Raw genomic sequence first — 26,065 nt, 5'->3', positions numbered from 1 at the left:
AAGACCATGGAATTAACTGTACCTGATCAATCAAAAGAACAGTTAGTAGAAAAATATATACCTTTAGTAAAATATATAGCTTCAAGGGTAATAATAGGTAAAACTAAATATATTGAATATGATGATCTATTGGGATATGGTATGGTAGGATTAATGGATGCGATTAATAAGTTTGATTATAGCAGGGGAATGAAATTTTCAACGTATGCATCTATTAGAATTAGAGGTTCTATGATTGATGAAATACGAAAGAATTCCCCCATTACTAAAGGAGCTATAGATAAGCTCAATAGGTATAATGAAGCGGTGGAAATCCTTCAAAGAAAATTGCTTAGAGAACCTACAAATGACGAAATTGCAAAACAATTAGGTATTTCAATTAAAGATATTGGTGAAATTGAAAGTTACATAAATTATATTTCTATTCTTTCATTAGAAGACATTATATTTTCGGATGATGAAGATGTTACTGTAAAAGGAATGATTCAAGATAAAAATAGTCCTTCACCTGAAAAAGAAATGGAGGATAAGGAAGAAATAGAAATGTTACAAAAATCCTTAGAAATGCTCAATGAGAAAGATCGAATGATACTAAGCCTTTATTATTATGAGTCATTAACTCTTAAGGAAATTGGTAAGGTGCTTGAGGTATCAGAATCAAGAGTTTGTCAATTACATAGTAGAGCAATAAGAAATCTAAGGAGTAACATGAAAACTTTAAATTATACATAAAAAAATGTTTAAGACTATACATAAAGTAGGTGTGCTATGGCAGTTTTCATTATAATAATTTCTATTGCTCTAATTTACATAAATTATAGAGCATTAAAGAAAGATAAGATTTCAAGTTTTAGTGACATATTGGCTCACAAGGAAGAAAGTATTAGTGATATACAATTTGAAGTTGGTAAGTTGAGAAGAGAATTTAGTGAAACTATTCTAGAACTCCAAAAAGAGATTATAGAATTAAAAGCTAGGGACAGAGGCAATGAAAGTAATAAAGATGATTTAGATATAAAGAAAAAGGATACATATTTCGATAATGAAAATGTGGAAGAATTTGAAGAAACTGATGAGAATGAGACTATACAAGTAAATGATTCCAATGGCGATAAAGATATTGAGCTAGCGTCAAAAAAAGAGTATCCTAATGATATAGAAGAAGATGAAGTAAATAAAGTTGACGAAATAAATAATGTTGACGAAGCTGATGGTAATCAACCAAAAGATAAAGTAGAGTTAGTTAAAGAACTAATAAACCAAGGGTATGATGATGACAAAATATGCGAAAGCCTTTCAATTGGAAAGGGGGAAGTACTATTAATACGAGGATTGTTAAAAAATTCAAAGAGTTAATTAATTTTTTAAGTGATAAAAAATTACTAATGGGAATTGGAATTGGTATGATTTTAGCAACAATACTAATGTTAGGATTTAATAGGACCAAGGAACTTTCAAAAAGCCAGATTGAAGAAAAGGCAAGATCATTTGGAATGTTATATGAGGATGAATGTAAAGTAATTTTTAATAAGGATGTGACAACAAAATGATAAGAGGACTATATACGGCAGTCTCTGGATTAGTTTCGCTAGAAGCTAAACAAGATTCAATAACCAACAACTTAGCAAATGCAAATACAAATGGATTTAAAAGTGATGATGTTAAACTAAAGAGTTTTAAACAAGTTTTAATCGAAAATAGAGATAAAGTTTCCGGTGGAATGAATGTAAGAAATCAACTAGGATATTTAAGTTTAGGATCTGCAATAGATGGTACATATACAAAATGGACTCAAGGTTCACTTGAGGATACTAATAAAGATACAGATTTTGCAATAGAAGGTGCTGGTTTCTTTGTAGTAAGAACTAATACACCTGAAGGAATGAAAGAACATTATACTAGAGATGGAAGTTTTAAAGTTAATGCTCAAGGGTATTTAACAACTAATTCAGGGGATGCTGTTATTGGAACAAATGCATCTGGTGCACAAGGACCAATATTTGTTGGAAATGGTAAACTTGCCGTTGACGGTAGCGGGAATATTCTTGTTGATGGAAAACCATCAGGAAAATTATTAACAGCTGACTTTCAAGACTACGGAACACTTAAAAAAGTTGGGGACAACCTATACGAAGGTCAAAATCCTAATTACCAAGCTAATACTTCAATTAAACAAGGTTCACTAGAGAAGAGTAATGTTAACATAATGAGTGAAATGGTTGATATGATTTCGGTAATGAGAAGCTTTGAAAGTAATCAAAAAGTTATACAAACTATTGATGAAACTTTAGGTAAAGCAGCAAATGAAGTTGGAGCAGTTAGGTAGGAGGATGATGTATGTTTAGAATATTATGGAATTCAAAAAGCGCAATGAATGCTAATCAAGAGAAGTTAGATTCTATTTCAAATAATTTAGCTAACGTAAATACTACTGGTTATAAGAGAGTTGATACTCAATTTAAAGATTTACTTTCAGAATCATTTGATAGACTAGGTTATCCTGTAAATGATAAAGACGCATATACAGGAACTGGTGTTAGAACATCAGAATGGTTAAGAGATAAGACTCAAGGAACTATGCTGGAAACTGGCATACCAACTGACATGGCTATAGATGGAAAAGGGTATTTTAGAATACAAGCACCAACTGGTGAAGTATCTTATACCAGAGCAGGGGCATTCAACATCGATTCGTTAGGAAGGCTTGTAGATTCAAATGGAAACAAGCTATATGTTGAATATGCTAATGGGTATTCAGAAGGTAATCCTAAGTTAGATAGTAAGAATTTAGTAGTAAATCAAGATGGAAGTATTCTTCAAAAAAATGGCGGCAAATTTGACAAAATCGGTACAATTCCTTTATATAATGCTGTTGGTGATGATTCAATGGTATCAATAGGAGAAAACTTATATTCTCCAAAGCCAGGCGTAAATATGTTCAAGGAAACTGATGCTGATATAAATCAAGGCTATTTAGAAGGTTCAAATGTTGATATGGCTAAAGAATTTTCTGATATGATAATTACTCAAAGAGCATTCCAATTAGCTTCAAAAGGCGTTACCACAGCTGATGAAATGTGGGGAATGGTAAACAACATGAGAGGTAAATAACATATTTCATGTTATTTTTAAGTAACTATATACTTGTTTGTATATAGTTACTTTTTGTTTATTTTGTTTGTAATGATAATAAAAAAATGTTTGACCAAAAGAGGTCAAACATTTTTTATTATAATGAAGTTATTGTATTAGTTAATGGTGGTATTACTTGCTTCTTTCTTGATAAAACACCAGGTAAGAATGCTGTATTATCTACAAGATTAACATTAAATGTATGTTCAACAATTTCAGATCTAGAACCAGCAACTAAAATTTGAGAGCCTTCATTTAATATATCAGTTAATAGAAGCACTACAAGCTGTAAATCATTAGCAGCAGCTTTGTTATTCATGTACTCAAGCATCTCAGCCTTTAGTGGCATAAAGCCTTCTATATCCATAGTATTAACTTGAGCTACACCAATTTTGGTATCTTCTATTGTGAAAGGTTTGAAATCTTGATTGAATATTTGTTCAACAGTTTTTCCTTTTAATGAAGTACCGGCTTTAAACATCTCTTTTGCAAACTCTTCTATGTTTATTTCAGCTATATTAGCAAGCCTCTTGCATATAGTTTTATCTACTTCTGTGCATGTAGGACTTCTAAATAGTAATGTATCTGAAATTATAGCTCCGCATAATAGTCCAGCAGCTTCTCTAGATGGTCTGATGCCATTTTCAAAGAATCTCTTTGCAACTATAGTTGAAGTTGAACCAACAGGCTCATTTCTAAAGTAAATAGGATTACTAGTTTGTATATCAGCAACTCTATGGTGATCTATAATTTCTAATATCTCAGCATCTTCAAGTCCATTTATAGATTGACTTCTTTCATTGTGGTCAACTTGAATAATTTTCTTTTTGAAGTTTGGTATCAAGTGATATCTAGAAACTGTTCCAATAACCTTGTTATTAGTATCAATAACAGGATAGTTTCTAAATCTAGTTTCTGCCATTACACTTCTAATATCATCTACTAAGTCATCAGATGATATAGTGACAAGTGATTCTTTTGCCATAACAAAATCAACAGGTATAGATTGAACAACTAATCTTGATGCAGTAAATGAATCATGTGGTGTTGATATAACAGTTATATTATTTTTCTTAGCTTCCTCAAGTAGTTCAGCACTTAAAACATAAGATCCAGTTAGTATAAGAAGAGACACATTGCAGTTAATAATAGCTTCTAATGCTTCGGCTCTGTCCCCACCAACTATAACAACATCACCCTCTTGAATATATTCCTTAAATCCTTGAGGCTGCATAGCAGCTACTAATATCTTTCCAGGGAATACTTTAGTATCTTCATGTATTGTAAGTGGTTTAGCTGATAGAGTATCGACTATATTATCTATAGTAGTCTTACTTTTAGCTAAAATTTTATTATCCCATATATCCATATAACTAGAAACAATGTTAGAAATAGATAAAATACCAATTAAATGTGTATTAGCATCAACCACAGGAACTGATTTCATATTTTTTTCTTTCATTATGTTCCAAGCTGTTTTTATTGAAATATCTGCTCCGAATGGAGTGAATCTGTCGAAATTCAAATCTTTAACCTTTAACTTAATTGTTTCTAAGAACATTGGTTTTTCGACATTAAAAAAGTCTAATATGTATTGAGTTTCTTGATTTACATTACCTAATCTTACAGGTATAGCAGGAAGATCCCCAGTCTTATTTTTAAATTCTGCATATGCATAAGCAGCACATATAGAATCGGAGTCTGGATTCTTATGGCCAGTTACATAAATTACATCTTTCATTAAATTGCCTCCTTAGTAGTCACTTTATAGTATTATTCTAAATTTAAATGTTGTAATTGTAAAGGGGACAGAGGAAGCAATATTATAAAAAAGACAAGAATTTTTGAAATTAGTTATTCTATTTATAAGATTTTAAATTTAAAAATTTTTCATAATTAATATATGTATACACATATATTAAGTTAAAGGCAATATTAAAGGAGGAGCATAAGTGATTGAAGAAAAAGAGCTCTTATTAGGATTAACTAGTAAAGAAGCCGAGTTTAGAATGAAAAAGTTTGGACCCAATGAACTAACTAAGGGAAAAAAGAAATCGCCATTTATGGTTTTTATATCTCAATTTAATGATTTAATGATTTGGGTATTATTAGCATCAACAGTGATATCTTGTTTCATGGGAGATACTGCAGATGCCATAACAATTATTATAATTGTGCTTATAAATGGAATTTTGGGCTTTATTCAAGAATATAGAACGGAAAAATCACTAGATGCATTAAAAAGTTTAGCAGCACCTACTTGTAAGGTAATAAGAGATGGAAATATGAGAGTAATAAATGCAATAAATTTGACAGTTGGTGATTGGGTTGATTTAGAAGCTGGGGACAGAGTGCCAGCAGATGGTATATTAGTTGATGGAAACGGAGTAACAGTTGATGAGTCTTTATTAACTGGAGAGTCAGTTGGAGTAAATAAAGATACAAGAGACAAACACGGAAATATATATATGGGAACAACTGTATTAAAAGGAAAAGGACTAATGAAAGTTTCAACTATAGGTATGGGGACAGAGATGGGAAAAATAGCAGGACTTCTTCAAAATATAGAGGAAGAAAAATCACCATTAAAAGATCGACTCGAATCATTAGGAAAAGTGTTAGTATTCTTATGTTTAGGCATATGTGCAATTGTAACGGTAGTAGGTGTAGCTAGAGGAAATAATTTAGGAGACATGTTCTTATTAGGGGTAAGTTTAGCAGTAGCAGCTATTCCAGAGGGACTTCCAGCTATTGTTACAGTTTCCTTAGCACTTGGTGTATCACGTATGCTAAAACGAAATGCACTAGTGAGAAAACTACCAGCAGTTGAGACATTAGGTTGTACTTCAGTAATTTGTTCAGACAAAACGGGAACATTAACTCAAAATTCAATGACTGTAAAAGAAATATATATTGATAATAAAATATATAATTTAGACAAAGGAGAAAAGGTTAGAAATGAGATGTTTATTAAATCATTAATTTATTGTAATGACTGTAATTATAATTTTAATGAGAAAAATATTGATGAAGTTTTGCATGGAGATCCAACAGAAACAGCTTTAGTTAAAGCTTTTTTTAAAGATGTAAAATTGTTAAAAGAATTTGTTAACAATAAGAGAAGGGTATTTGAAGTACCTTTTGATTCAAATAGAAAAATGATGTCAGTAATTATTAGAGAGAATGGAAAAGAAACTTGTTACACCAAAGGGGCACCTGAAAAGGTTTTGGATAAATGCAACTATATAGTTGAAGAAGGAAAAATTAAGCCTTTAACAGCATTAAAGAAAAAATCAATATTAAATTGTGTTGATAACATGTCAAACCGTGCTCTAAGATGTCTAGCAGCTGCATATAAAGATGGATTTTTAGAAAAAAGTGATAGTTTAGAGAAGGGATTAATTTTTATTGGAATAGTAGGAAGCATAGACCCTCCAAGAGAAGAAGCTAGAGATGCAGTGTTACAATGCAAGCTTGCAGGCATAAAACCTGTTATGATTACTGGTGATCATAAAAATACTGCATTTGCTATAGCGAAGTCATTAAGCATTTGTAATTCAAGTGATAGTGTATTAACTGGTGATGATATAGAGACATTAAGTGATAGGGAACTGGAGAGAGAGGTAGAAAAGGCAAGAGTATTCGCAAGAGTAAACCCTAACCACAAATTAAGAATAGTAAAGGCCTTCAAAAAAAGAGGTAATATAGTAGCAATGACAGGTGATGGGGTAAATGATGCCCCTGCAATTAAAGAAGCAGATATAGGAATTTCAATGGGGATTTCGGGGACAGACGTTACAAAAGAAGCATCATCAATGATATTAATGGATGACAACTTTGCTACAATTGTAGCTGCAGTAGAAGAGGGGAGAGTTATTTACGATAATATAAGAAAGTTTATAAGGTATCTATTGTCGTGTAACTTAGGAGAGGTATTAACTATGTTTCTTGCCTCAATCTTTTATATGCCAAACCCGCTAACACCAATACAAATCTTATTTGTAAATCTCGCAACAGACGGTTTACCAGCAATTGCTTTAGGAGTAGATCCTCCAGATAAGGATATAATGTCACAAAAACCTAGGGACAAAAAAGAGAGCATATTTGCAAGAGGACTTACTGAGAAGATTATGGTGAGAGGAACACTTATAGGTATATGTACATTGATGTCTTTTATAATTGGACAGTACTTAGGCTTTGATTTGAAAACTTGTAGAACAATCGCTTTATGTACTTTAGTAATGTCACAATTAATTCATGTATTTGAGTGTAGGTCAGAAAGACATTCAATATTTGAAATTAAACTTTTTACTAATCCTTATTTGTTATGTGCAGTTTTAATTTCGATATCTATGATAATGTGTATATTATATATTCCATTTTTTAAAGAGGTTTTTCAAACACAAGCTTTAAGCCTAATGAATTGGGGAATAGTTATATTCTTTTCAGGAATAATTGCAACTATAAATTCAGTTTATCTATATATTAAAAGGTAGAGTGTTGCATTAGCGAAGTTTCGAGGGGACAGAGGATGAAAAAGTTATAAAAAAAAAATTTAATAGAGATTAATGTATATCACCATTCATTAATGACAATAATCACAACTATTAGAAGTTAAATTAATGGATGGTGATTTTTTGTGGCTAGAACATCTAGAATTAAGAGAAAACATGGTATATATCATATTATGGTTAAGAGTATACCAGAGTTGAAATTATATAATGATAATGAGGATAAAGATAAATATCTTAAAATTATAAAAGAAAAGCAGGTACTATTTGGATTCAAAATTTATGCATTTTGCATTATGAGCAATCATGGACATTTTATAATAGACTCAAATGGATCAGATATTTCTGAAATAATGCAATCCATAAATTCAAAATATGCTTTTTATTTCAATATGAAATATAAGAGAAACGGACATCTTTTTCTAGATAGATTTAAAAGTAAGTTAATCAAGGATGATAGGTATTTGTACTTGTTGTCATTATATATACACAGTAATCCTAAGGATATTGTTAAATATAGGAATACATTAGAAAGTTATTATTACTCTAGTTTATCAAACTATTTTTACGGTAGGAGAGACAAATATAATATTGTTGATACCAGTAGAATTCTGTTTTTATTTTCAAATAATATTAAGAGCCCAAGGAAAAATTATAAGTTAGCTATGGAAAACTACAACAAAATGAAGCAGCAGGAGTTTAATTTTAAAAATGATATAAATAAAGAGGCAATAGAGCTCAAGAATAATAAGAGTAAAGATAGAGATTTAAAACATTCAATAGATAAAATAACTACTTATCTAAGTAAAAAATTTATGGTAGACAAATCGCTTATGAATTTAAAATATAATAATGAAGTAAATATTGTAAAGTCTTTTTTGTTTCTTTTTATGAGGTGTTTTTGCAAAATGAAGGTAAGAGAAATATATAATATTTACAATAATCATTCAATAAACACAATATATAAGCTAAGTAATTCAGGAGTTAATCTTATGCTTAAGAACCCTAATTATAAATATATAATGGCTGAATATTTATCAGTTATATAAAACCATTAATTATAATTACAGCGAAACCATTTGATTTTATTATTTAAATATAATAATTTTTATATAAGGTGGTATCAGAATGAGCTGCACAAGAATATAGAAAATAGCATTATTAATTTAGAAGTTAATCAAAAAACTACACTTACCTTTTGGAGGTGATTAATTGAAGATTGGCTTTATTGTTGATGGAAAAGTGGGCTTTTCATTAGAAAAATACTTTTTAAGCAAAGGTCTTACATAAGTGGTTATTATTGTTTGGATAAGTGACCTTCAGAAGAAACAGTTAGATTTACTTTAAGCAAAGTTTTCAATCCTCATAAACCCAAAGTAGTTGTTCTGGAAGGGGAAAATAATATTAGCAAAGTTACAAGTTATGAAAAATATGGAATATTTGCGTAACTTTCTATTTGGTGGTGTGGAATGAGTGGGCTTATAAGATAATAATGCAGACGGTTAATGGATATCAGTATTTTTATTGATATCCATTTTTTAATAGAGAGATAATCTCATCTATACCAGTAATGATTTCATCTGTATTAGGTTTTGCTACGCTTAATCTTATTCCTTTTTTATATGTTGAATTAGATAAAAAGTAAGGTCTACCTAGCGCAATTTTTACGCCTCTGTCCCCCAACTTTTTAACAAATAAATCCTCATTAATATACTCAGGAATAAATATATAAGAATAAAATCCCCATGTTGGTTTTGTGTAAGATATATTTAAGTTTGATAGTTCAGTCATCTTTTCTTTTAAAAGGTTAAGTCTAACTTTATGTTCTGTCTTTATTGATTTTATATGCTTTGATAAAAGATTACTTTTAAGATATATTTCTAGTGTAGCTTGAGATACTAATGAAGGAGCAAAATAGGAGTAAAAATATGAATAATTTGCATGTAATTTAAAGTCGTCAATTAAATGATCAGGCACTACTGTTAAACCAAGCTTTATCCATGGAATTATCTTGGTGAAACTTTTTAAATATATAAAGTGATGATGATCTCCGTATGAATATATAGGATCATACTTAGAATCAAACTCTATATCACCAAAATAGTCATCTTCAACAATATAGACATCATACTTTCTAGCCAATTCAGCTATCGCTAATCTTTGAGATTTTGAGTATCTGGTACCGAGAGGATTATGATTCCGCGGTATAGTATAGAAGAATTTTATATCATCATTCTTGAAAATATGTTCAAGTTCATTTAAATCAATACCATACTCATTACGCTCTATACCTATTGGCTTAATACCAGAGTGTTCTAAGAATGAGATAAAGTATCTATAAGTAGGGTTTTCTACTAAAATATTTTTTTTATCATTTGGAAAAGGCATATTCGTTAATATACTTAAAATTTGCTGAATTCCAAGATTAATAAAAATGTTATCAACTGATGTAAAAACTTGAAATTTTGCAAGATAGCTTGGTAATAAGTGTCTTAAGGAATCTATACCATAAACATCAGGATCTATAGGTTGATTTGTATAGATATCTACAGCTCTGTTAAGACAATGTTTTAAATCAGGAGTTAGGATTTTACCTATATTGGGATTGCCAGTAGAGAAATCTATAAACGCATTTGGCATTGATATAGGTGTTATATGCTCCTCGACAACATAATATCCACTTTGGGGGACAGAGTAAATTAAATGACTATTTTTTAGCGATTCATAGGCTTTAATAACTGTAGATTTGCTGCAATTATAGGCTAAAGATAAATCTCTAACAGAAGGTAATTTCTTTGAGGTTTTATATTTTTTATTATTAATATCATTCTTTATATCATAAATTATTTGTTCATACTTCGTCATAGATAACCCCTCCAAACTGTACTGGTACAGTTTAATTATATCTCAATTGAATAATCGATTTCAATGATATAACATTAAACTATAGATGAAATAAATATAAATTTCTATAACTAAAAGGAGGAGTATTTTATGGATGGATTAAAGATAGTTACTATCGGTGGAGGTTCAAGTTACACACCAGAATTAGTTGAAGGTTTTATTAAAAGACATAAGGAATTACCAGTTAGAGAACTATGGTTAGTCGACATCGAAGCAGGAAAACATAAGCTTGAAGTAGTTGGAGATTTAGCTAAAAGAATGGTTAAAAAAGCTGGAGTACCAATGGAAATACACACAACTTTAAATAGAAGAGAAGCTTTGAAAGGGGCCGATTTTGTTACTACTCAATTAAGAGTTGGACTTTTAGATGCAAGAATTAAAGATGAAAGAATACCTCTTAGTCATGGAGTAATTGGACAAGAAACAAATGGTGCAGGGGGAATGTTTAAGGCATTTAGAACAATTCCTGTAATATTAGATATAGATAAAGATATGGCTGAACTTTGCCCAGATGCTTGGTTAATTAACTTTACAAATCCTGCTGGAATTGTAACAGAAGCTTTACTTAGACATGGTAGAAATAAAAAGGTAATCGGATTATGCAATGTTCCAATTGGAATGGAAATGGCAGTAGCTAAAATGTGTAATGTAGAGCATGATAGAGTAAGAATGGATTTCGCAGGTTTAAATCATATGGTTTATGGTTTAAATATATATGTAGATGGAAAAAAAGTAAATGAAGAAATAATTCAAACAATAAGTGAAGGTAAGGTAGACGGAATAGTAAAAAATATAAAAGACTTCGAGTGGACACCTGAATTTATCAAAGCATTAGGAGTCATGCCTTGTCCATATCATAAGTATTATTATCAAAGCAAAAATATGCTTGAGGATGAATTAAGAGAATTTGCAAAAGGAGAAACAAGGGCAGAAGTTGTAAAGAGATTAGAAGATGATTTATTTAAGCTTTATGATGATCCAAATCTTGATATCAAACCACCTCAATTAGAAAAAAGAGGGGGAGCATATTATAGTGATGCTGCATGTAGATTAATTAATTCTATTTACAATGATAAAAAGGATATCCAAGCAGTAAATACAATAAATAATGGAGCTATTGCAGACCTTCCAGCTGAATCAGCTGTAGAAATAAGTTGTATCATCACAAAGGATGGTCCTAAGCCAATAAATGTAGGAAAGTTGCCTGTACAAATTAATGGATTAATTCAGCAAATTAAGAGTTTTGAAAGAACTGTAGTTGAAGCAGCTATATCTGGGGATTATAATTTAGCATTGTTAGCTTTAACAATTAATCCATTGGTAGCAGATGAGAAGATGGCTAAGATTCTTTTAGACGAGTTATTAGAAGCGCATAAAGAATATCTACCTCAATTCAATAAATAATTTTAAGGCAATAAAAAAAACATCTCATGAAGTAAAACATGAGATGTTTTTTTGTTTAAGCTTAAGAAGCGTTATCCTCTCATTCTTGGAGTCGGTTGCTTCATTTTTTTTAGTTGAGAATGGTCAATAGGAACTAAATCAACTTTAGTTGTTAGATTGATTAGGTTCATTATAGTAATTAATTCTGAACCATCTTTTCCTTTTTCACCTTTTAGGCCCATAACAATAACCTTATGACCTTGATTAACTTGAATGAAGTCAGGTTTCTTGAACCAACGACCTTTTGTATAACTACATTTGATAACCATTTTACTAGTGTCTGGTTTTACTATAAGTGTGGCAGTTATTTTGTGGAAAATCCATAGAATGGTTTTTTCCTCTATTTTAGTGGATAGAATATTTCCTTGGAATTGAGTCATTCTATCACCATACTTCTTTATGTAGTTATCAGTATAGTACTTTTGCATTTTTTCTTTAAAACCCATACGTATAGCTCCTTTGCAATAAACATTATTATGAAATCTATTATATTAAACATAAAATAACAATGTAATTATAACATAACACAATTGCTAATAAAATAGTAAAAATATATTTATATTCAGTATTTTCATTTTCACAAAATGATATTTAAATTAATAATTTATTAACAAAATAATTCATTTAAATTAAAAAGATTGATAAAAAGTGGAATTTATATACATAAATATGATAAAATATTATTATTAGGCTTAGGAGGGGGTTAAATGGGAATTACAATACCACTTAAAGTGATTGAGATTAATGGTAATGAAGCATTGGGTGAAATTAATGGAATGAGAAAAAATGTTAGAATAGATTTTATTGATTCATTAGAAGAAGGTGACTATATATTAATTAATTCAGGGGTAGCATTAAACAAAGTATCAAAGAAGGATGCTTTGGAAATAAAAGAGTACTTGGACAGTATGTCGAAGCTTTAAAGGAGAATTGAATGAGAGGAATTAATCTTGTTATAAAGGATACGGTCAATAGAATTAATAGTTATAAAGATGAAATTAATATAATGGTGTTTAGTGAAACGCATATTTCAGCTATAGAGAAGTTCGTATTAAAGGACATTTTAAATAGCAATTTTAAGTTTTCTATAGGAAGTAGTTGTCAAGTAACGCTTATTCCCACATATTATATTGATTATTTATATAATTTAGCTCTGACAGAAGATGTTATTCTTGCAACTTACGGAGAATTACTTAGAATTCCTGGAAGCTCAAGTGAGATTACTTTAGAAAAGGCGAAAGTTAAAGGTGCAAGTATTCAAGTGATTTTTTCAAGTTTGGACGCTATTAATATAGCAATCCACAATCAAAGCAAGAAAGTTATATTTCTTGCAACGGGTTTTGAAACAAATATTGGAGCAACAATAATTTCTTTAACTGAAGCTATAAATAAAGAATTAGATAATTTTTATATTCTTTCACTTCATAGACGTATAGAAGGAATACTAAGTTATTTTATTAATGAACAAAAAGAGAAAGTTGATGGATTCATTCTCCCAGGAAATATTTCCCTCATTATTGGTGAGAAAGGATATAGTTTTATTAATAAATATAAAATACCTTCAGCAATAACTGGATTCTCTTTTTTAGATATAGTAAGCTCTGTAGAAATGATTGTTAATCAAAGAATAAAAAAAGAAGGTAAGGTGGAAGATAACTATAAATTATTTATACCTTATGATGGAAATGGACTTGCTAAAGCAATAATGGAAGAATTCTTTTATTCAAAAGCTGGTGATAATAGGGGCTTAGGGAAGTTAGAAGAATCTATATATTTACTAAAGAGTAAGTATGATAAATATGATATTGAAAAAATATATCCATTAAATAAATATTTAGGACAGACAAGCAGTGGAGAAAATAAGATATGTGAAAAAGTAATCAGAGGAGAATTAAATCCTAGTGAGTGTGTTTATTTTAAAAATGAATGTAAAGTTGGAACTCCTATAGGTCCAACAATGGCATCTAGTGAAGGTGCGTGTTACGTATTAAGTAAATATTTATAATATTTATAAAACACAATGAGAATAAATTGAAATGCAGATAGTTATAATGCATTTAGTATTCTTTAATTGTGTTTTTATCTTTTTATGGAAAGTATATTTTATTTTTGAAAAACCAATAGTAAAATTGAGTTAGTGAATGAGAGGTGTATATATAAATGGAGAATCAAGAAAATTTAACAGAGGAAGAGTTCTTAAGAAATTATGATAGTTCAAAATATAAAAAGCCATCTGTAACTGTAGATAATATTATTTTCTGCATTAATAATTTGGGGGACAGAGGCACAAAAACTGTTGAATACTTTAATTATGATATGGAAGTTCTACTTATAAAAAGAGGAAATTATCCTGATAAGGGGAAGTGGGCTTTCCCAGGAGGATTTATAGAAATGGATGAGAATTTAGAGGAGTCGGCACTCAGAGAATTAAGAGAAGAAACATCCATTGAAGAAGTAGAATTCCAACAACTGCAAGCATTTGGGGACGTAGGCAGAGACAAGAGAGATAGAATTATTACTGTAGCATATTTAGCTTTAATTAAAGAGAAGAAGGAAGCAAAAGCGGGTGATGATGCAAAAGAAGCAAGTTGGTTTAAGGTTAAATGTAGGAAAACCGTCGTAAATGAGAATGATGGAGAGTATATTTTGGATATTTATCTTAGTAATAATGAACTGGAAATTTGTCCTAAAGTCAAAGTGATAAGTAAAAGAGGCTATATGTTAGAGAATAAGCGCTATGAAATAATAGATAAATCAGAAATTGCTGGAGATCATGCAAAGTTATTAAGTGTTGCGATAGAAAGAGTTAAGGAAATAGAAAAACTAAAAATAAATGGAGATAGATAGTACTACAAAACAAAAAGAAAGCTGCACTTGAATAATAATTTCAGATGCAGCTCATTTAACTTTCATAGCTTTCATAACTCATAAAATATTCTATTTAATTTCTCTAAGATTCTTCATAGATAAGTCCAAAGGAGTTACAGAATGAGTCAATGCTCCAGAAGATATATAATCTATTTCAAGATTACGATAATTCTCAAGATTATTAAGAGTTATGTTACCAGAACATTCAACTAAACATTTCCCATTAATAAGAGACAAAGCTTCTTTAATAGTTTCAATGTTCATGTTGTCTAACATAATAATATCAGCTCTAGCATCTAAGGCTTCCTTAACCATCCCTAGGTTTTCAGTCTCAACTTCAATCTTTCTAACAAATGAATTATTATTCTTAGCTAGTTCAACTGCTTTTTTTACTCCCCCAGCAAAGGAAATATGATTATCTTTTAAGAGAACTCCATCAGACAAGTTTTGTCTGTGATTTTCTCCACCACCAACTTTAACAGAATATTTTTCTAATATTCTTAGGTTTGGTGTGGTTTTTCTAGTATCTAAAATTTTTGTTTTAGAACCCTCAAGAATTTTAACAGCTTTATTGGTTGTAGATGCAATTCCGCTCATTCTACCTAAAAGATTTAGAGCAACTCTTTCACCCATAAGTATGTGATGAGTATTACCAACTAATTCACCAATTTTCTCACCAGGTAACGCTCTGTCCCCATCATTTTTATATAATGATACAACAACATCCCCTAAAATAGTAAAAACTCTTTTAAATACCTCTAATCCAGCTAATATTCCTTCCTCTTTAGCAAGTAAATCAATTTTGCTAATGGAACCAAGTGGAATTACTGAATTTGCTGAAATGTCTTCAGTTGGAATATCTTCTACTAAAGCATCTTTAATTATTTTATCTACTATAAGAAAATTCAACATTTATATTATTTGCACTCCTTTTAAATAAGTTTATTGTATTAACTTTGTTCTCATAAATGAAGGTATTAATATTGCCATCAATTAATGGAATATTCATATTAATAATTGGAATATCACATATACAAGAATTAATAGATTTAGCGGCTCGTCTTGAAAATACAAGAGCTTCTAAAATAGAATTTGAAGCTAATCTATTGGCACCATGAACTCCTGTACAACTTGTTTCTCCTACTGCGTATAAGTGTTTTAAGGAGGATTCAGAATGCGTATTTACATCTATGCCTCCCATGAAATAGTGCTGAGCAGGAGAGACTGGAATAGGTTCCTTTGTAATATCAATTCCTTTATTAAGGCAATTTTCATATATAGCAGGAAATCTATTTTTAATAAAATCCTCATCTAAAAATGAAATGTCTAGAAAAACGTTAGGAACATTAAATTTCTTCATCTCGTCAAATATTGCTTTTGAGACAACATCCCTTGGAAGAAGTTCATTTATAAACCTCTGTCCCCGTGGATTTAACAATTTCCCACCCTCGCCTCTAACAGCTTCGGAGATTAAAAAACGTCTCGAATCAGCATTATTATCATATAAAGCTGTAGGATGAATTTGGATGTATTTAAGATCCTTAAGCGTTATTTTATGTTTTAGTGCTATGTTTATAGAATCACCTGTCAAAGCCCGTTGATTCGTAGAATTAGTAAATAATCCACCTATACCACCAGTGGCAAGAACAACTACTTTAGAATGTATAGAAATTTGATTCTCATCAATTAAAACTTGTCCACCTACACAACAACGATTTTTTACCATTATATCTAGAAGAGTTGCATCTTCTAAGATGGTTATATTCTTATGCTTTTTAACTGAGGTAACTAATGTTTCTTGAACTGATTTTCCTGTTGAGTCTTTAACGTGAACAATTCTATTAACGCTATGAGCACCTTCCCTTGTAAATTTGAAACCTTCTGAAGTTGAATCAAAAGGAACTCCTAATGTTTTCAATCTCAATATATTTTCCATTGATTCTCTAGCCAGTATCTCCACAGCATTAAGGTCATTTTTATATTTTCCAGCTTTTAAAGTATCATTTATAAAAAGAGGAATATCTTCATCTGAAAGAGCAGTGGAGATACCTCCTTGTGCTAGATAACTATTCGTATCATTTAGTTTTCCTTTCGTAATAATGGTTATATTGATATCTTCATCTAAATTTAGTGCAAGATAAAGACCTGAAATTCCACTACCAACAATTAAAACATCTGTGTATTTTTCCAACTTAATCCCTTCTTTGTGATAAAATATGCATATTTTCTAATGATCTATATGCTTTCATTCTTAAGTCCTCGTCTATATTAATCTCATTTAAGTTGTCCCTTAAAGATAGATAAATATCTTCTAAATTAGTTTTTTTCATATTAATACAGGTCATAGTAGTGCCAGGTACGTAAAATTCCTTATCAGGGCTCTTTTTTTTCATTTCATGAAGTACCCCAGATTCAGTAACTACTATAAATTCTTTGCTTGGAGAAGTTACTGAATAATCTATTATTTCACCTGTACTTCCTAGAAAATCAGCTAATTCGCGTATTTCCTTTTCGCACTCAGGGTGAACTAATACCTCAGCTGCAGGTCGTATTTCCTTTATAGCTTGTACATGCTGAGCCTTTACCTTCTTATGTGTTATGCAATATCCATCCCATAGGTAAAATTTCTTTTCAGGAAATTGTTCTGCGATATATTCACCTAGATTTTTATCAGGTAAAAAGATTATCTCCTCATTGGGTATATTTTTTATAATATTGACTGCAGATGAGGAGGTTACACATACATCACATAGACTCTTAACATCTGTATTTGAATTGATATAACAAACAACAACTGCATTTGGATGCTCTTCCTTAAATTCTTTTAACTTATCTGCACTTGCCATATCTGCCATTGGGCAGCCTGCATCTGGATTTGGGAAAATAATCTTTTTATTAGGTGAAAGAATTTTTGCACTTTCCGCCATAAATTTTACTCCGCAAAAAACAATAGTTTCAGAAGGAGAACTCATAGCTACTTTACTTAGATAATAAGAATCACCAACATAATCAGCTATATCTTGAACCTCATCAGACTGATAATAGTGTGCTAAAATTAGGGCATTTTTTTCTTTTTTTAGTTTGTTTATTTCCTCAATTAAATTCATAAAGTCACACTCCAATTTATATTTACATCTGTATATACAGCAGTATATCATTACGGTAAATTTTATTCAACTATGAAGGAAATTTTATAGCTCAGTAGCATAATTTAAGAAAAATTTAAATATTGTTAATTTGACTAACAATAAAATAAATGTAATAATTATAATAGGTTATTAAATAACCTATAAAATAATATACTTAACTGGAGTTGTTTTACATGGATAATGTTAGAAAGTTATCAAATATAATTATAGAAAAATATAATCGAGTAAAATTAGATTTAAGATTTGATGGAGAATATTTAAATTACTTTGCAGCTTTACTAGAAATGGTTAATAAGAAGGAAATTAATACAATCAATGTAAAAAATATAAGAAAGTATTTTTCTAAAAATACTCCTTGGCATTCATCATTTAGGGGGACAGGTCTATACATAGTATCACTACTGATTTCACTAAAACATGAGGACTATAAATTAAAAGTAGATGAATTAATAAATATAGAAGAGGAATTAAAATCTTTGGGGTATAAAGAAGGAGGATATCTAGCATTAGCATGTTATATTCTATCTGAGTATGGAAAAGAAGATTTTGTTAATAAATTTCATAATATTTTTATTAAAATTCAAAGGAAAAATTCCAAAATTACATGGGAAGAAGATTATCCTATAGTGGCTTTGATGGTAGCTAAAGAAATTACATTAGAATATATTGAAAAAAACTATAAGGAATGTTTTAATTTATATGAGAACTTAGAAGCTAAAAGTTCAAATATCACTCAAGATATTGTAAATATGTCTTTAATATATAATGAAAAGTTTGATATAGATAGTAGTATTATAGACAATAAAATAGAACATCAATATGCTATTTTATATCCTTTGTTTTTTAAGGATTATAATAAATACACGAATAAATTCGAGAAATGCCAAGACTTTCTTGAAGAACACACTGAGTTGCAATTGTTTATGGATAAAAGTTTTAGAAAATTTTTATCTTTTGCTCTAGTAATAATTAATGAAGAAAAACTAATTAAGGATGAAATATGTGAACTTATTGCAATTTGTATATTTAACTTTACAAAGACACAGGAAATGTCTATTTTAAGTGAATTAACGTAATTATGAATTAACTCAATTATAAATTCACGTAATTATTTGAAAAGAGGAGTTATGGAAAGAAGAATAATTCATGTAGATATGGATGCTTTTTTTGCCTCCGTAGAGGTTATGGATAACAAATCCTTGAAGGGGAAACCCGTTATTGTTGGAGGAACAAGTGAAAGAGGAGTAGTGTCAACATGTTCATACGAGGCGAGGGCTTATGGGGTACATTCTGCTATGCCTATTTTTATGGCTAAAGAGAGATGTCCACATGGAATCTTTCTGCCTGTAAGATATGGACGATATAAGGAAATTTCAAAGAAGGTATTTGATATCTTAGAAGAAGTTTCTAATATAATAGAACCTCTTTCTATTGATGAGGCATACATAGATATAACCTCTTCAAAATTTGAAACAATGGAAGCAGCAAAATATATAAAGAATAGAGTTAAAACAGAACTTGGTTTAACAATATCCGTAGGGATTTCTTATAATAAGTTTCTTGCAAAACTAGCATCAGATTGGAATAAACCTGATGGAATCATGGAAATAACAAAAGAAATGATGCCAGAAATTCTATTCCCTTTACCAATTTCAAAGGTATATGGGTTAGGGGTCAAATCAGTGCAAAAATTGAATAATATCGGGGTATTTAAGGTACATGAATTATATAAATTACCTAAAGAATTATTTTCATATTATTTTGGTAAATTTGGTAACGAAATCTACGATAGAATAAGAGGAATAGATAATAGACCAGTTAAAATAAGTCATGAAAGAAAATCCATAGGTAAGGAAACAACTTTGAAACATAATACCAATGACATAAATGAGCTAAGACCTTACTTAGAGAATTTTTCAAGAGAAATAGCATATCTATTATCTCAAAGAGAATTATCTGGAAGAACCATAACTATAAAATATAAAACATGGGATTTTAAATCCCATACAAGAAGCAAGACCCTTAATACTTATATTAATAGTTATGAAGATATATTTAATGAGTCTTTTAGTATTTTAACTGAAGAGAGTATTGAAGAAGACCTAAGACTTATAGGGTTATCCATTTCTTCATTAAAAGAAAATACTATGTATCAAATGAGATTGTTTTAGAACTACTTATGGAGGAAAGATGAAAAGACTAGCTAAATGGGGAAGCTTTACTTTCTTAATTATATTTAATATTTTTTTAAGTTTATTTTACTTATTTTATACAGTTGGATTTAAGTGGAGAGGTCTAGAATTTGATTTTGTATCATCTGCTATTCTCTCAATAATAGGAGGACTTCTAATTTTATTTATTCTTATTTCCTTGGGAATAAAAGCAATAAAATACTATGTTTTAATACCTTTGGAGCTATTACTCATAATAAACTTATTAATGGTATTTCCTATTGGATTAAATAATATAATATTATATTTTATTCAAGTTACATTATTTTCAATTTACATTGTAGAGAAATAAATAAGGTAGACATAATGCTAAATTTGCTTTATAATTTGTTTGAAAAAGTTTTCGAAGGTGAGGTTTTAAATTATGAATAGTAGTGAATTAGCTAAAATAATAGACCATACTATACTTAAACCAGAAGCAAGTATTGAAAGTGTTAAAAAAATATGTGAAGAAGCAGTAAAATACAATTTTGCATCTGTATGCATTAACCCAACAAATGTTAAGTTAGCTGCTGAATTAGTTGCTGGAACAGAAGTTAAAGTTTGTACAGTTATAGGATTCCCTTTAGGAGCAAATACTTCAAAGGTTAAAGCTTTTGAAACAGAAGATGCAATAGCAAATGGTGCACATGAAGTAGATATGGTTATAAATATAGGAAGACTTAAAGATAAGGATTATGACTATGTAAGAGAAGATATAAAAGCTGTTGTTAATGCCGCAAAAGGTAAAGCGCTTACAAAAGTGATAATTGAAACTTGCCTTCTAAATGATGAAGAGAAGGTAATGGCATGTAAGCTTGCAAAAGAGGCAGGTGCTGATTTTGTAAAAACTTCAACAGGATTTTCAACTGGTGGAGCTACTCCAGAAGACATAAAATTAATGAGAGAAACAGTAGGTCCTGATATGGGAGTTAAAGCATCTGGTGGAGTTAGAAGCTTAGCTGATGCTGAAGCTGTAGTTGCAAATGGAGCAACAAGAATAGGAGCATCCTCTTCTATTGAAATAGTTGAAGGAAGAACAGCAAAAGGAAATTATTAAAAAGTTAATAAAATATTTTTTGGAAAATCGTCAGCTCATAATTGTGCTTGACGATTTTTTTACTCTTTAGGAATTTATAATATTTTAAGGTTGTGGATAAAATTATAAGTTTGAATTATAATTTAAGGATTCAATGGATATCCATAAAGAGTAAAAAAAGAATTAGGCGCCTGCCAAATTTTCCTCACATTCGATTGGAAAGGCAGATGCGAGAAAATAATCGACGGCTCATAATCGCCTTGACGATTTTTTTACTCTTTAGGAATTTATAATATTTTAAGGTTGTGGATAAAATTATAAGTTTGAATTATAATTTAAGGATTCAATGGATATCCATAAAGAGTAAAAAAAGAATTAGTCGCCTGCCAAATTTTCCTCACATTCGTTTGGAAAGGCAGATGCGAGAAAAAAATCGACGGCTCATAATCGCCTTGACGATTTTTTTACTATTTAAATAAAAACTATGCCTAAAATAGACTATTTGGAATATTTATATATAAACAATTATTTTAAGGAGGAAACTACTCTCACGAGTGGTTAAAGCCTATGAAGAGAATATTGCCAATCGATGAAGTTATATATAATATTGATTTAAATAATGCATTTCCATTGAGGGAAAAAAATAACCTTCCAGAGTATTATGATGTATATAAGAAGATTAAGTTTGCTTTTAATATTAATAAGGAAGGATACAATGTATATGTTGTAGACTCCTTTTCAAAGGATAAGATAGAAAATATCATGAATTATGTAAATGAATCTCTTAGTAGTAAGGAGAGTCCAAAAGATATTTGTTATGTAATATATGAAGATTCAAGATATCCAACACCACTTTTAGTAAAAAACTCCCTAGGGAAAAAGTTGAAAAAGGTAATAGAATTAATCAAAGAAGATTATTTTGATGCAATAGTTGATTTTTATAATTCTTCTGACAACAAGGAAAAAGAAGATATCCTTGATGACATTTATAAGAAGAGAAGTCACCATATTGGGGTTTTAATAGATTTAGCAAAAAATCAAGGGTTTGATCTTAAGTCAACCAGCCAGGGTTTTGCATTTATTCCACTAAAAGAAGGCATTGCAATGACAGAAAAGGAATACGACACACTTAAGCATAAGGATAGAGAAGATATTTTAAATAAGGCAAGCAAATTAAAAAGTGATGCAGCTGAAATATTAGAAGAATTAAAGGAGTTAGAAATAACTTCAATTAAGAAAATAAAAGACATTTTAAAAGAATATCTTAAAAAAATTCAATTAGCAAATGAAAGTAAATATGAAAAAGATCTTGTGGATGATGAAAACTCTTTAGAATATTTTAAGTTTGTTAATTATGATATTCAAGAAGCATTAATAGAAAATTATACTATGAATTTTGATGATGATGAAGATAAGATCATAGAAATAATAAATAAGTATGTAGTAAATGTAATAGTAGACAACAGCGATAATAAAACTCCTAGAGTTATATTTGAAGAAGATCCGACTATTAATAATCTTTTAGGAAATATAGAATATGAAAATCATAATGGAGTGTATACAACAGATATCTCACTAATTACAGCCGGTTCTATTTTAAAAGCAAATGAGGGATGTTTAATTTTACGTATGAGCTCTCTAGTTAACAATGCAGGTAGTTACTACTATTTAAAAAAGACACTTTTAAATCAAAAGGTTTCCTATGATTTTAATAGAGGGTATTTTGAACTTCTGTCATTAAATGGACTCAAACCATTACCAATTGATATAAATCTAAAGGTAATATTAATTGGAGATTTTGAAAGTTATGATTTGCTATATAACTATGATGAAGATTTCGAAAATCTATTTTCGTTAAGATCACAATTCAATCCAGTTGTGGATATAAATAATCAAGTTATCTCTGAGATTATGAATAGCATCTTAGAGGTGGTTGATAAAAATAATCTTCATAAAGTTACAGAACCTGCCATAAAAGAGATATTTAAATATTTATCACGTAAAGCTTCTAATCGTAAAAAGATTTATATTAATAAAAAAGAAATTGAAAAAATATTATTTTTAGCAGATAACTATTCCAAAATATATGGAAATGAAATTACTGAAAAAGCCATAATCGAAGGATTATATGATCAGGAATTAGTTGAAAAAGAAATATTAAAATCTTATGGCGATAAAAAAGTTCTTTTGGATGTAATGGGTGAGAGAATCGGGGCAGTAAATGCATTATCTGTTATAGATTTAGGATATTTAAGTTTTGGAAAGCCTATTAGGGTAACATCCATTTGTACAAAAGGGCAAGGAAGAATAATTGATGCTCAAAAAGAGAGTAATTTAAGTGGCAATATTCATAGTAAATCTGTAGCTATAATACATGGAGTACTAAGTAACTTTTTCTCAGCATATGAGACCATGCCAGTAGATTTCCATTTGAGTTTTGAACAAACCTATGGAATGTTAGATGGAGATTCAGCATCAGTGGCACAATTAATATCAATTCTTTCCTCATTAAGTAAAATACCAGTAAGACAAAATATAGCAGTCACAGGATCTATAAATCAGTTTGGAGAGGTGCAGCCTATTGGAGGAGTTAATGAGAAAATTGAAGGGTTTTTTAATGTATGTTCGCTAATGAATAATGTGGAGAATAAGGGAGTGCTTATACCTTCATTAAATGCAGATGAAATTGTGCTAAATCCAAAGGTTGAAAAAGCTGTAAAAGAAGGAACATTTACTATTTATACTATGGATACATTATCAGATGCATTAGAAATTCTTATGCTGAAAGAAGGAGAGACTATTGAAAATCTTCTTGGTACGTTGAAAAGTGAAGTAGATAAATATAAAAGCATGAAAAAGTTATAGAACTAAAATAGACCTCAAGAAATTACTAATGTAATTCTTGGGGTTTTCTTATGATTAAAATTGAATTAGTATTCAAGGTTATATAATCAATTTTTCATAAAAGTAGCTTATAGGGTTTTTTATAGGAAACTAAACTTATACTTGTTTGAAAATGTCGGCTTCTGGACATTTTCAGGCATGAATAAGTTAATAAATGAACTTAAAACCCTATAAAAGTAATATAAATTCAAGAATAAATAAAAATCCTTTGACTACATAAGTTATAATATGGTAATATAAGGAAAAAGAAGGAAACGGCAGATAAAGAAAAGGAGGTGTGGAACTCTAAAGCAATTTGCTTTGGAGTAAAAGTTATGTATCTAAAATTCAATAAAAGTAATGATAAATTAATAGTAACTTTACGAGGAGAATTAGATCATCATAGTGCTGAGGAAGTACGTGTTAAAATAGATGATAGGATTGATAGAGATGGAGTTAAAAATTTAATATTAGATTTTTCTGCAGTGACATTTATGGATAGCTCTGGCATTGGTGTAGTAATAGGAAGATATAAAAAGTTATCAAGTAAAAGTGGAAAAGTTGTTATTGCAGAAGCCACAAAAAATGTTAAGAGAGTATTTGAACTTTCAGGATTATTTAAAATTATTAAGGCTTATGATAGCATAGAGGAAGCTATAAACTGCAATAATTAGGGGGAGTGAAGATGATTGATAATAGTATGAAAATTGAGTTTTTAAGTAAGTCAGAAAATGAGGCATTTGCGAGAGTTGCTGTAGCTGCTTTCGTATCACAATTAGATCCAACTCTTGAGGAGTTAACAGATGTTAAAACTGCAGTTTCTGAAGCCGTTACAAATTCTATAATACATGGGTATGAGAATAATCCTAATGAGACTATTAAAATAGAAGTTTATATAGAAGGTAATGAAGTAAAGGTAGTAATTGAAGATCATGGAGTTGGGATTGAAAATATTGAAAAAGCAAAAGAACCACTTTATACTTCAAGACCTGACTTAGAGAGAAGTGGAATGGGATTTACAGTAATGGAGAGCTTTATGGATTCCTTAGAAGTTGAAAGTGAGTTAGGCAAGGGGACAAAGATAATATTAGAAAAAAAGTTCAACTCGGTATAGGCTAGGTGATGAAGTTATATGAGTAAAAGTGATATGAAAATAGATGAATATAACTACAACGATAATTCAGAGTTAATTAGATTATCAAAAGATGGAAGTAAGGAAGCTATGGATAAATTAATCCAGATGAATATGCCACTTGTTGCTTCCTTAAGTAAAAAGTTTCTAAACAGAGGTTACGACTATGAGGATATACTTCAAATAGGGTCAATTGGATTAGTGAAGGCTATTAAAAATTTTGATGATTCTTATAATGTTAAGTTCTCAACCTATGCAGTTCCAATGATAATAGGAGAAATTAAACGTTTTTTAAGAGATGATGGAATAATAAAAGTAAGTAGGAACACGAAAACATTAGCTAAAAAATTGCATTTCTTTAAGGAAGAGTTAACTAAAAAATTAAATAGAGAACCAACATTAGAAGAGCTTTCAGAATATTCTTCAATAGAAAAGGAAGAAATCGTTTTTGCCCTAGAGTCAACTTCCTCCTTGCAGTACCTTTATGATACTATACATCAAGAGGATGGTTCTCCAGTACTTTTAATTGATAAATTGAGTGAAACTGGAATTGAAGATACAAGTATGGTTGATAAAATAGCTTTAAAAGAGGCTTTGAGAGGTATAGATTTAAAATCAAGGCAAATAATTTTATTAAGATATTTTAAAGATAAAACACAAGTCGAGGTGGCAAGATTACTAGGCATTTCTCAAGTACAAGTTTCAAGAATTGAAAAGAAAGTTTTATTGGAAATGAGAAAAAAATTAGGAGATTAATATAGAGGGTTTTATAAAAAAACCTAAAAATAGTTCTA

The 26,065-nt window shown here is 29.7% G+C and carries 25 protein-coding genes; 19 read left to right on the top strand and 6 right to left on the bottom strand.

What is annotated here, in order from left to right; genetic code table 11:
* Nucleotides 1-6 precede the first annotated feature (6 nt).
* The 5 genes from PTZ02_RS09890 to PTZ02_RS09870 are packed head-to-tail and all read left to right on the top strand — an operon-like array spanning nucleotide 7 to nucleotide 3,111.
* A complete protein-coding gene (locus tag PTZ02_RS09890) occupies nucleotides 7-732 on the top strand; it encodes a FliA/WhiG family RNA polymerase sigma factor (protein ID WP_274227621.1) in 726 nt (241 codons plus the stop codon).
* A 36-nt stretch (nucleotides 733-768) separates the two neighbouring features.
* Nucleotides 769-1,356, top strand: coding sequence for a hypothetical protein (locus PTZ02_RS09885; protein ID WP_274227620.1), 588 nt, complete (start codon nucleotides 769-771; stop codon nucleotides 1,354-1,356).
* Nucleotides 1,357-1,385: 29 nt separating this feature from the next.
* The gene (locus tag PTZ02_RS09880) at nucleotides 1,386-1,550 is read left to right on the top strand and encodes a hypothetical protein (protein ID WP_274227619.1); all 165 of its coding nucleotides are present in this window, start codon (nucleotides 1,386-1,388) and stop codon (nucleotides 1,548-1,550) included.
* The gene (locus PTZ02_RS09875) at nucleotides 1,547-2,326 is read left to right on the top strand and encodes a flagellar hook-basal body complex protein (RefSeq protein ID WP_274227618.1); all 780 of its coding nucleotides are present in this window, start codon (nucleotides 1,547-1,549) and stop codon (nucleotides 2,324-2,326) included. Before PTZ02_RS09880 ends, PTZ02_RS09875 begins: the two co-directional genes overlap by 4 nt.
* Before the next feature lie 11 nt (nucleotides 2,327-2,337).
* Nucleotides 2,338-3,111 carry a flagellar basal-body rod protein FlgG gene (locus PTZ02_RS09870; protein WP_274227617.1) on the top strand — a complete coding sequence of 258 codons (774 nt, stop codon included), beginning with the start codon at nucleotides 2,338-2,340 and terminating at the stop codon, nucleotides 3,109-3,111.
* A 118-nt stretch (nucleotides 3,112-3,229) separates the two neighbouring features.
* On the opposite strand, the gene PTZ02_RS09865 is transcribed toward PTZ02_RS09870, so the two are convergent.
* Nucleotides 3,230-4,873: a putative manganese-dependent inorganic diphosphatase gene (locus tag PTZ02_RS09865; RefSeq protein WP_274227616.1), complete on the bottom strand. Its 1,644-nt coding sequence runs from the start codon at nucleotides 4,871-4,873 to the stop codon at nucleotides 3,230-3,232.
* Between the two features lie 211 nt (nucleotides 4,874-5,084).
* Between PTZ02_RS09865 and PTZ02_RS09860 the strand changes: the two genes are divergently transcribed.
* Nucleotides 5,085-7,628 carry a calcium-translocating P-type ATPase, PMCA-type gene (locus PTZ02_RS09860; RefSeq protein WP_274227615.1) on the top strand — a complete coding sequence of 848 codons (2,544 nt, stop codon included), beginning with the start codon at nucleotides 5,085-5,087 and terminating at the stop codon, nucleotides 7,626-7,628.
* Nucleotides 7,629-7,771: 143 nt separating this feature from the next.
* Nucleotides 7,772-8,692: a transposase gene (locus PTZ02_RS09855; RefSeq protein WP_274227614.1), complete on the top strand. Its 921-nt coding sequence runs from the start codon at nucleotides 7,772-7,774 to the stop codon at nucleotides 8,690-8,692.
* 472 nt (nucleotides 8,693-9,164) lie between these two features.
* Here PTZ02_RS09855 and PTZ02_RS09850 read toward each other — a convergent pair whose 3' ends face one another.
* Nucleotides 9,165-10,508: an aminotransferase-like domain-containing protein gene (locus PTZ02_RS09850; RefSeq protein WP_274227613.1), complete on the bottom strand. Its 1,344-nt coding sequence runs from the start codon at nucleotides 10,506-10,508 to the stop codon at nucleotides 9,165-9,167.
* Between the two features lie 129 nt (nucleotides 10,509-10,637).
* On the opposite strand from PTZ02_RS09850, the gene PTZ02_RS09845 reads away from it, so the two are divergent.
* Complete coding sequence (locus PTZ02_RS09845) at nucleotides 10,638-11,951, top strand: 6-phospho-beta-glucosidase (RefSeq protein WP_274227612.1); 1,314 nt, start codon at nucleotides 10,638-10,640, stop codon at nucleotides 11,949-11,951.
* Nucleotides 11,952-12,022: 71 nt separating this feature from the next.
* Here PTZ02_RS09845 and PTZ02_RS09840 read toward each other — a convergent pair whose 3' ends face one another.
* A complete protein-coding gene (locus PTZ02_RS09840; protein ID WP_274227611.1) occupies nucleotides 12,023-12,436 on the bottom strand; it encodes a hypothetical protein in 414 nt (137 codons plus the stop codon).
* 261 nt (nucleotides 12,437-12,697) lie between these two features.
* On the opposite strand from PTZ02_RS09840, the gene PTZ02_RS09835 reads away from it, so the two are divergent.
* The 3 genes from PTZ02_RS09835 (at nucleotide 12,698) to PTZ02_RS09825 (ending at nucleotide 14,837) form a co-directional block, all read left to right on the top strand.
* Nucleotides 12,698-12,913: a HypC/HybG/HupF family hydrogenase formation chaperone gene (locus PTZ02_RS09835; protein ID WP_274227610.1), complete on the top strand. Its 216-nt coding sequence runs from the start codon at nucleotides 12,698-12,700 to the stop codon at nucleotides 12,911-12,913.
* A gap of 11 nt (nucleotides 12,914-12,924) precedes the next feature.
* Nucleotides 12,925-13,995 carry a hydrogenase formation protein HypD gene (gene hypD, locus PTZ02_RS09830; RefSeq protein WP_274227609.1) on the top strand — a complete coding sequence of 357 codons (1,071 nt, stop codon included), beginning with the start codon at nucleotides 12,925-12,927 and terminating at the stop codon, nucleotides 13,993-13,995.
* A 155-nt stretch (nucleotides 13,996-14,150) separates the two neighbouring features.
* Nucleotides 14,151-14,837 (top strand): NUDIX hydrolase, encoded by a 687-nt coding sequence (locus PTZ02_RS09825; RefSeq protein WP_274227608.1) that lies wholly within the window; start codon nucleotides 14,151-14,153, stop codon nucleotides 14,835-14,837.
* A gap of 90 nt (nucleotides 14,838-14,927) precedes the next feature.
* On the opposite strand, the gene nadC is transcribed toward PTZ02_RS09825, so the two are convergent.
* The 3 genes from nadC to nadA are packed head-to-tail and all read right to left on the bottom strand — an operon-like array spanning nucleotide 14,928 to nucleotide 17,965.
* Nucleotides 14,928-15,767 carry a carboxylating nicotinate-nucleotide diphosphorylase gene (nadC, locus tag PTZ02_RS09820; RefSeq protein WP_274228087.1) on the bottom strand — a complete coding sequence of 280 codons (840 nt, stop codon included), beginning with the start codon at nucleotides 15,765-15,767 and terminating at the stop codon, nucleotides 14,928-14,930.
* Nucleotides 15,745-17,049 carry an L-aspartate oxidase gene (locus tag PTZ02_RS09815; protein ID WP_337992986.1) on the bottom strand — a complete coding sequence of 435 codons (1,305 nt, stop codon included), beginning with the start codon at nucleotides 17,047-17,049 and terminating at the stop codon, nucleotides 15,745-15,747. Before PTZ02_RS09815 ends, nadC begins: the two co-directional genes overlap by 23 nt.
* Before the next feature lies 1 nt (nucleotide 17,050).
* Nucleotides 17,051-17,965 carry a quinolinate synthase NadA gene (gene nadA, locus PTZ02_RS09810; RefSeq protein ID WP_274227607.1) on the bottom strand — a complete coding sequence of 305 codons (915 nt, stop codon included), beginning with the start codon at nucleotides 17,963-17,965 and terminating at the stop codon, nucleotides 17,051-17,053.
* Nucleotides 17,966-18,180: 215 nt separating this feature from the next.
* On the opposite strand from nadA, the gene PTZ02_RS09805 reads away from it, so the two are divergent.
* The 8 genes from PTZ02_RS09805 to sigF all read left to right on the top strand — a co-directional run bounded on the left by PTZ02_RS09805 (nucleotide 18,181) and on the right by sigF (nucleotide 26,027).
* Nucleotides 18,181-19,083: a DUF4003 family protein gene (locus PTZ02_RS09805; RefSeq protein WP_274227606.1), complete on the top strand. Its 903-nt coding sequence runs from the start codon at nucleotides 18,181-18,183 to the stop codon at nucleotides 19,081-19,083.
* Nucleotides 19,084-19,134: 51 nt separating this feature from the next.
* The gene (locus tag PTZ02_RS09800) at nucleotides 19,135-20,178 is read left to right on the top strand and encodes a DNA polymerase IV (protein ID WP_274227605.1); all 1,044 of its coding nucleotides are present in this window, start codon (nucleotides 19,135-19,137) and stop codon (nucleotides 20,176-20,178) included.
* A gap of 19 nt (nucleotides 20,179-20,197) precedes the next feature.
* Nucleotides 20,198-20,530, top strand: a complete 333-nt coding sequence (locus PTZ02_RS09795; RefSeq protein ID WP_274227604.1) for a hypothetical protein — start codon at nucleotides 20,198-20,200, stop codon at nucleotides 20,528-20,530.
* 72 nt (nucleotides 20,531-20,602) lie between these two features.
* Complete coding sequence (gene deoC, locus PTZ02_RS09790) at nucleotides 20,603-21,277, top strand: deoxyribose-phosphate aldolase (RefSeq protein ID WP_274227603.1); 675 nt, start codon at nucleotides 20,603-20,605, stop codon at nucleotides 21,275-21,277.
* Between the two features lie 546 nt (nucleotides 21,278-21,823).
* Nucleotides 21,824-24,121: an AAA family ATPase gene (locus PTZ02_RS09785; protein WP_274227602.1), complete on the top strand. Its 2,298-nt coding sequence runs from the start codon at nucleotides 21,824-21,826 to the stop codon at nucleotides 24,119-24,121.
* A gap of 353 nt (nucleotides 24,122-24,474) precedes the next feature.
* Nucleotides 24,475-24,813, top strand: coding sequence for an anti-sigma F factor antagonist (gene spoIIAA / locus PTZ02_RS09780; RefSeq protein WP_238883254.1), 339 nt, complete (start codon nucleotides 24,475-24,477; stop codon nucleotides 24,811-24,813).
* Nucleotides 24,814-24,824: 11 nt separating this feature from the next.
* The gene (gene spoIIAB / locus PTZ02_RS09775) at nucleotides 24,825-25,253 is read left to right on the top strand and encodes an anti-sigma F factor (protein ID WP_274227601.1); all 429 of its coding nucleotides are present in this window, start codon (nucleotides 24,825-24,827) and stop codon (nucleotides 25,251-25,253) included.
* Between the two features lie 18 nt (nucleotides 25,254-25,271).
* Nucleotides 25,272-26,027, top strand: a complete 756-nt coding sequence (gene sigF / locus PTZ02_RS09770; RefSeq protein WP_274227600.1) for an RNA polymerase sporulation sigma factor SigF — start codon at nucleotides 25,272-25,274, stop codon at nucleotides 26,025-26,027.
* Nucleotides 26,028-26,065 lie beyond the last annotated feature (38 nt).

Source organism: Clostridium sp. 'White wine YQ', assembly GCF_028728205.1.
In the GTDB taxonomy this organism is placed as follows: domain Bacteria; phylum Bacillota; class Clostridia; order Clostridiales; family Clostridiaceae; genus Clostridium_T.
Note: the sequence above shows the minus strand (reverse complement) of the source record. Positions and strands in the feature narration are given on the sequence as shown.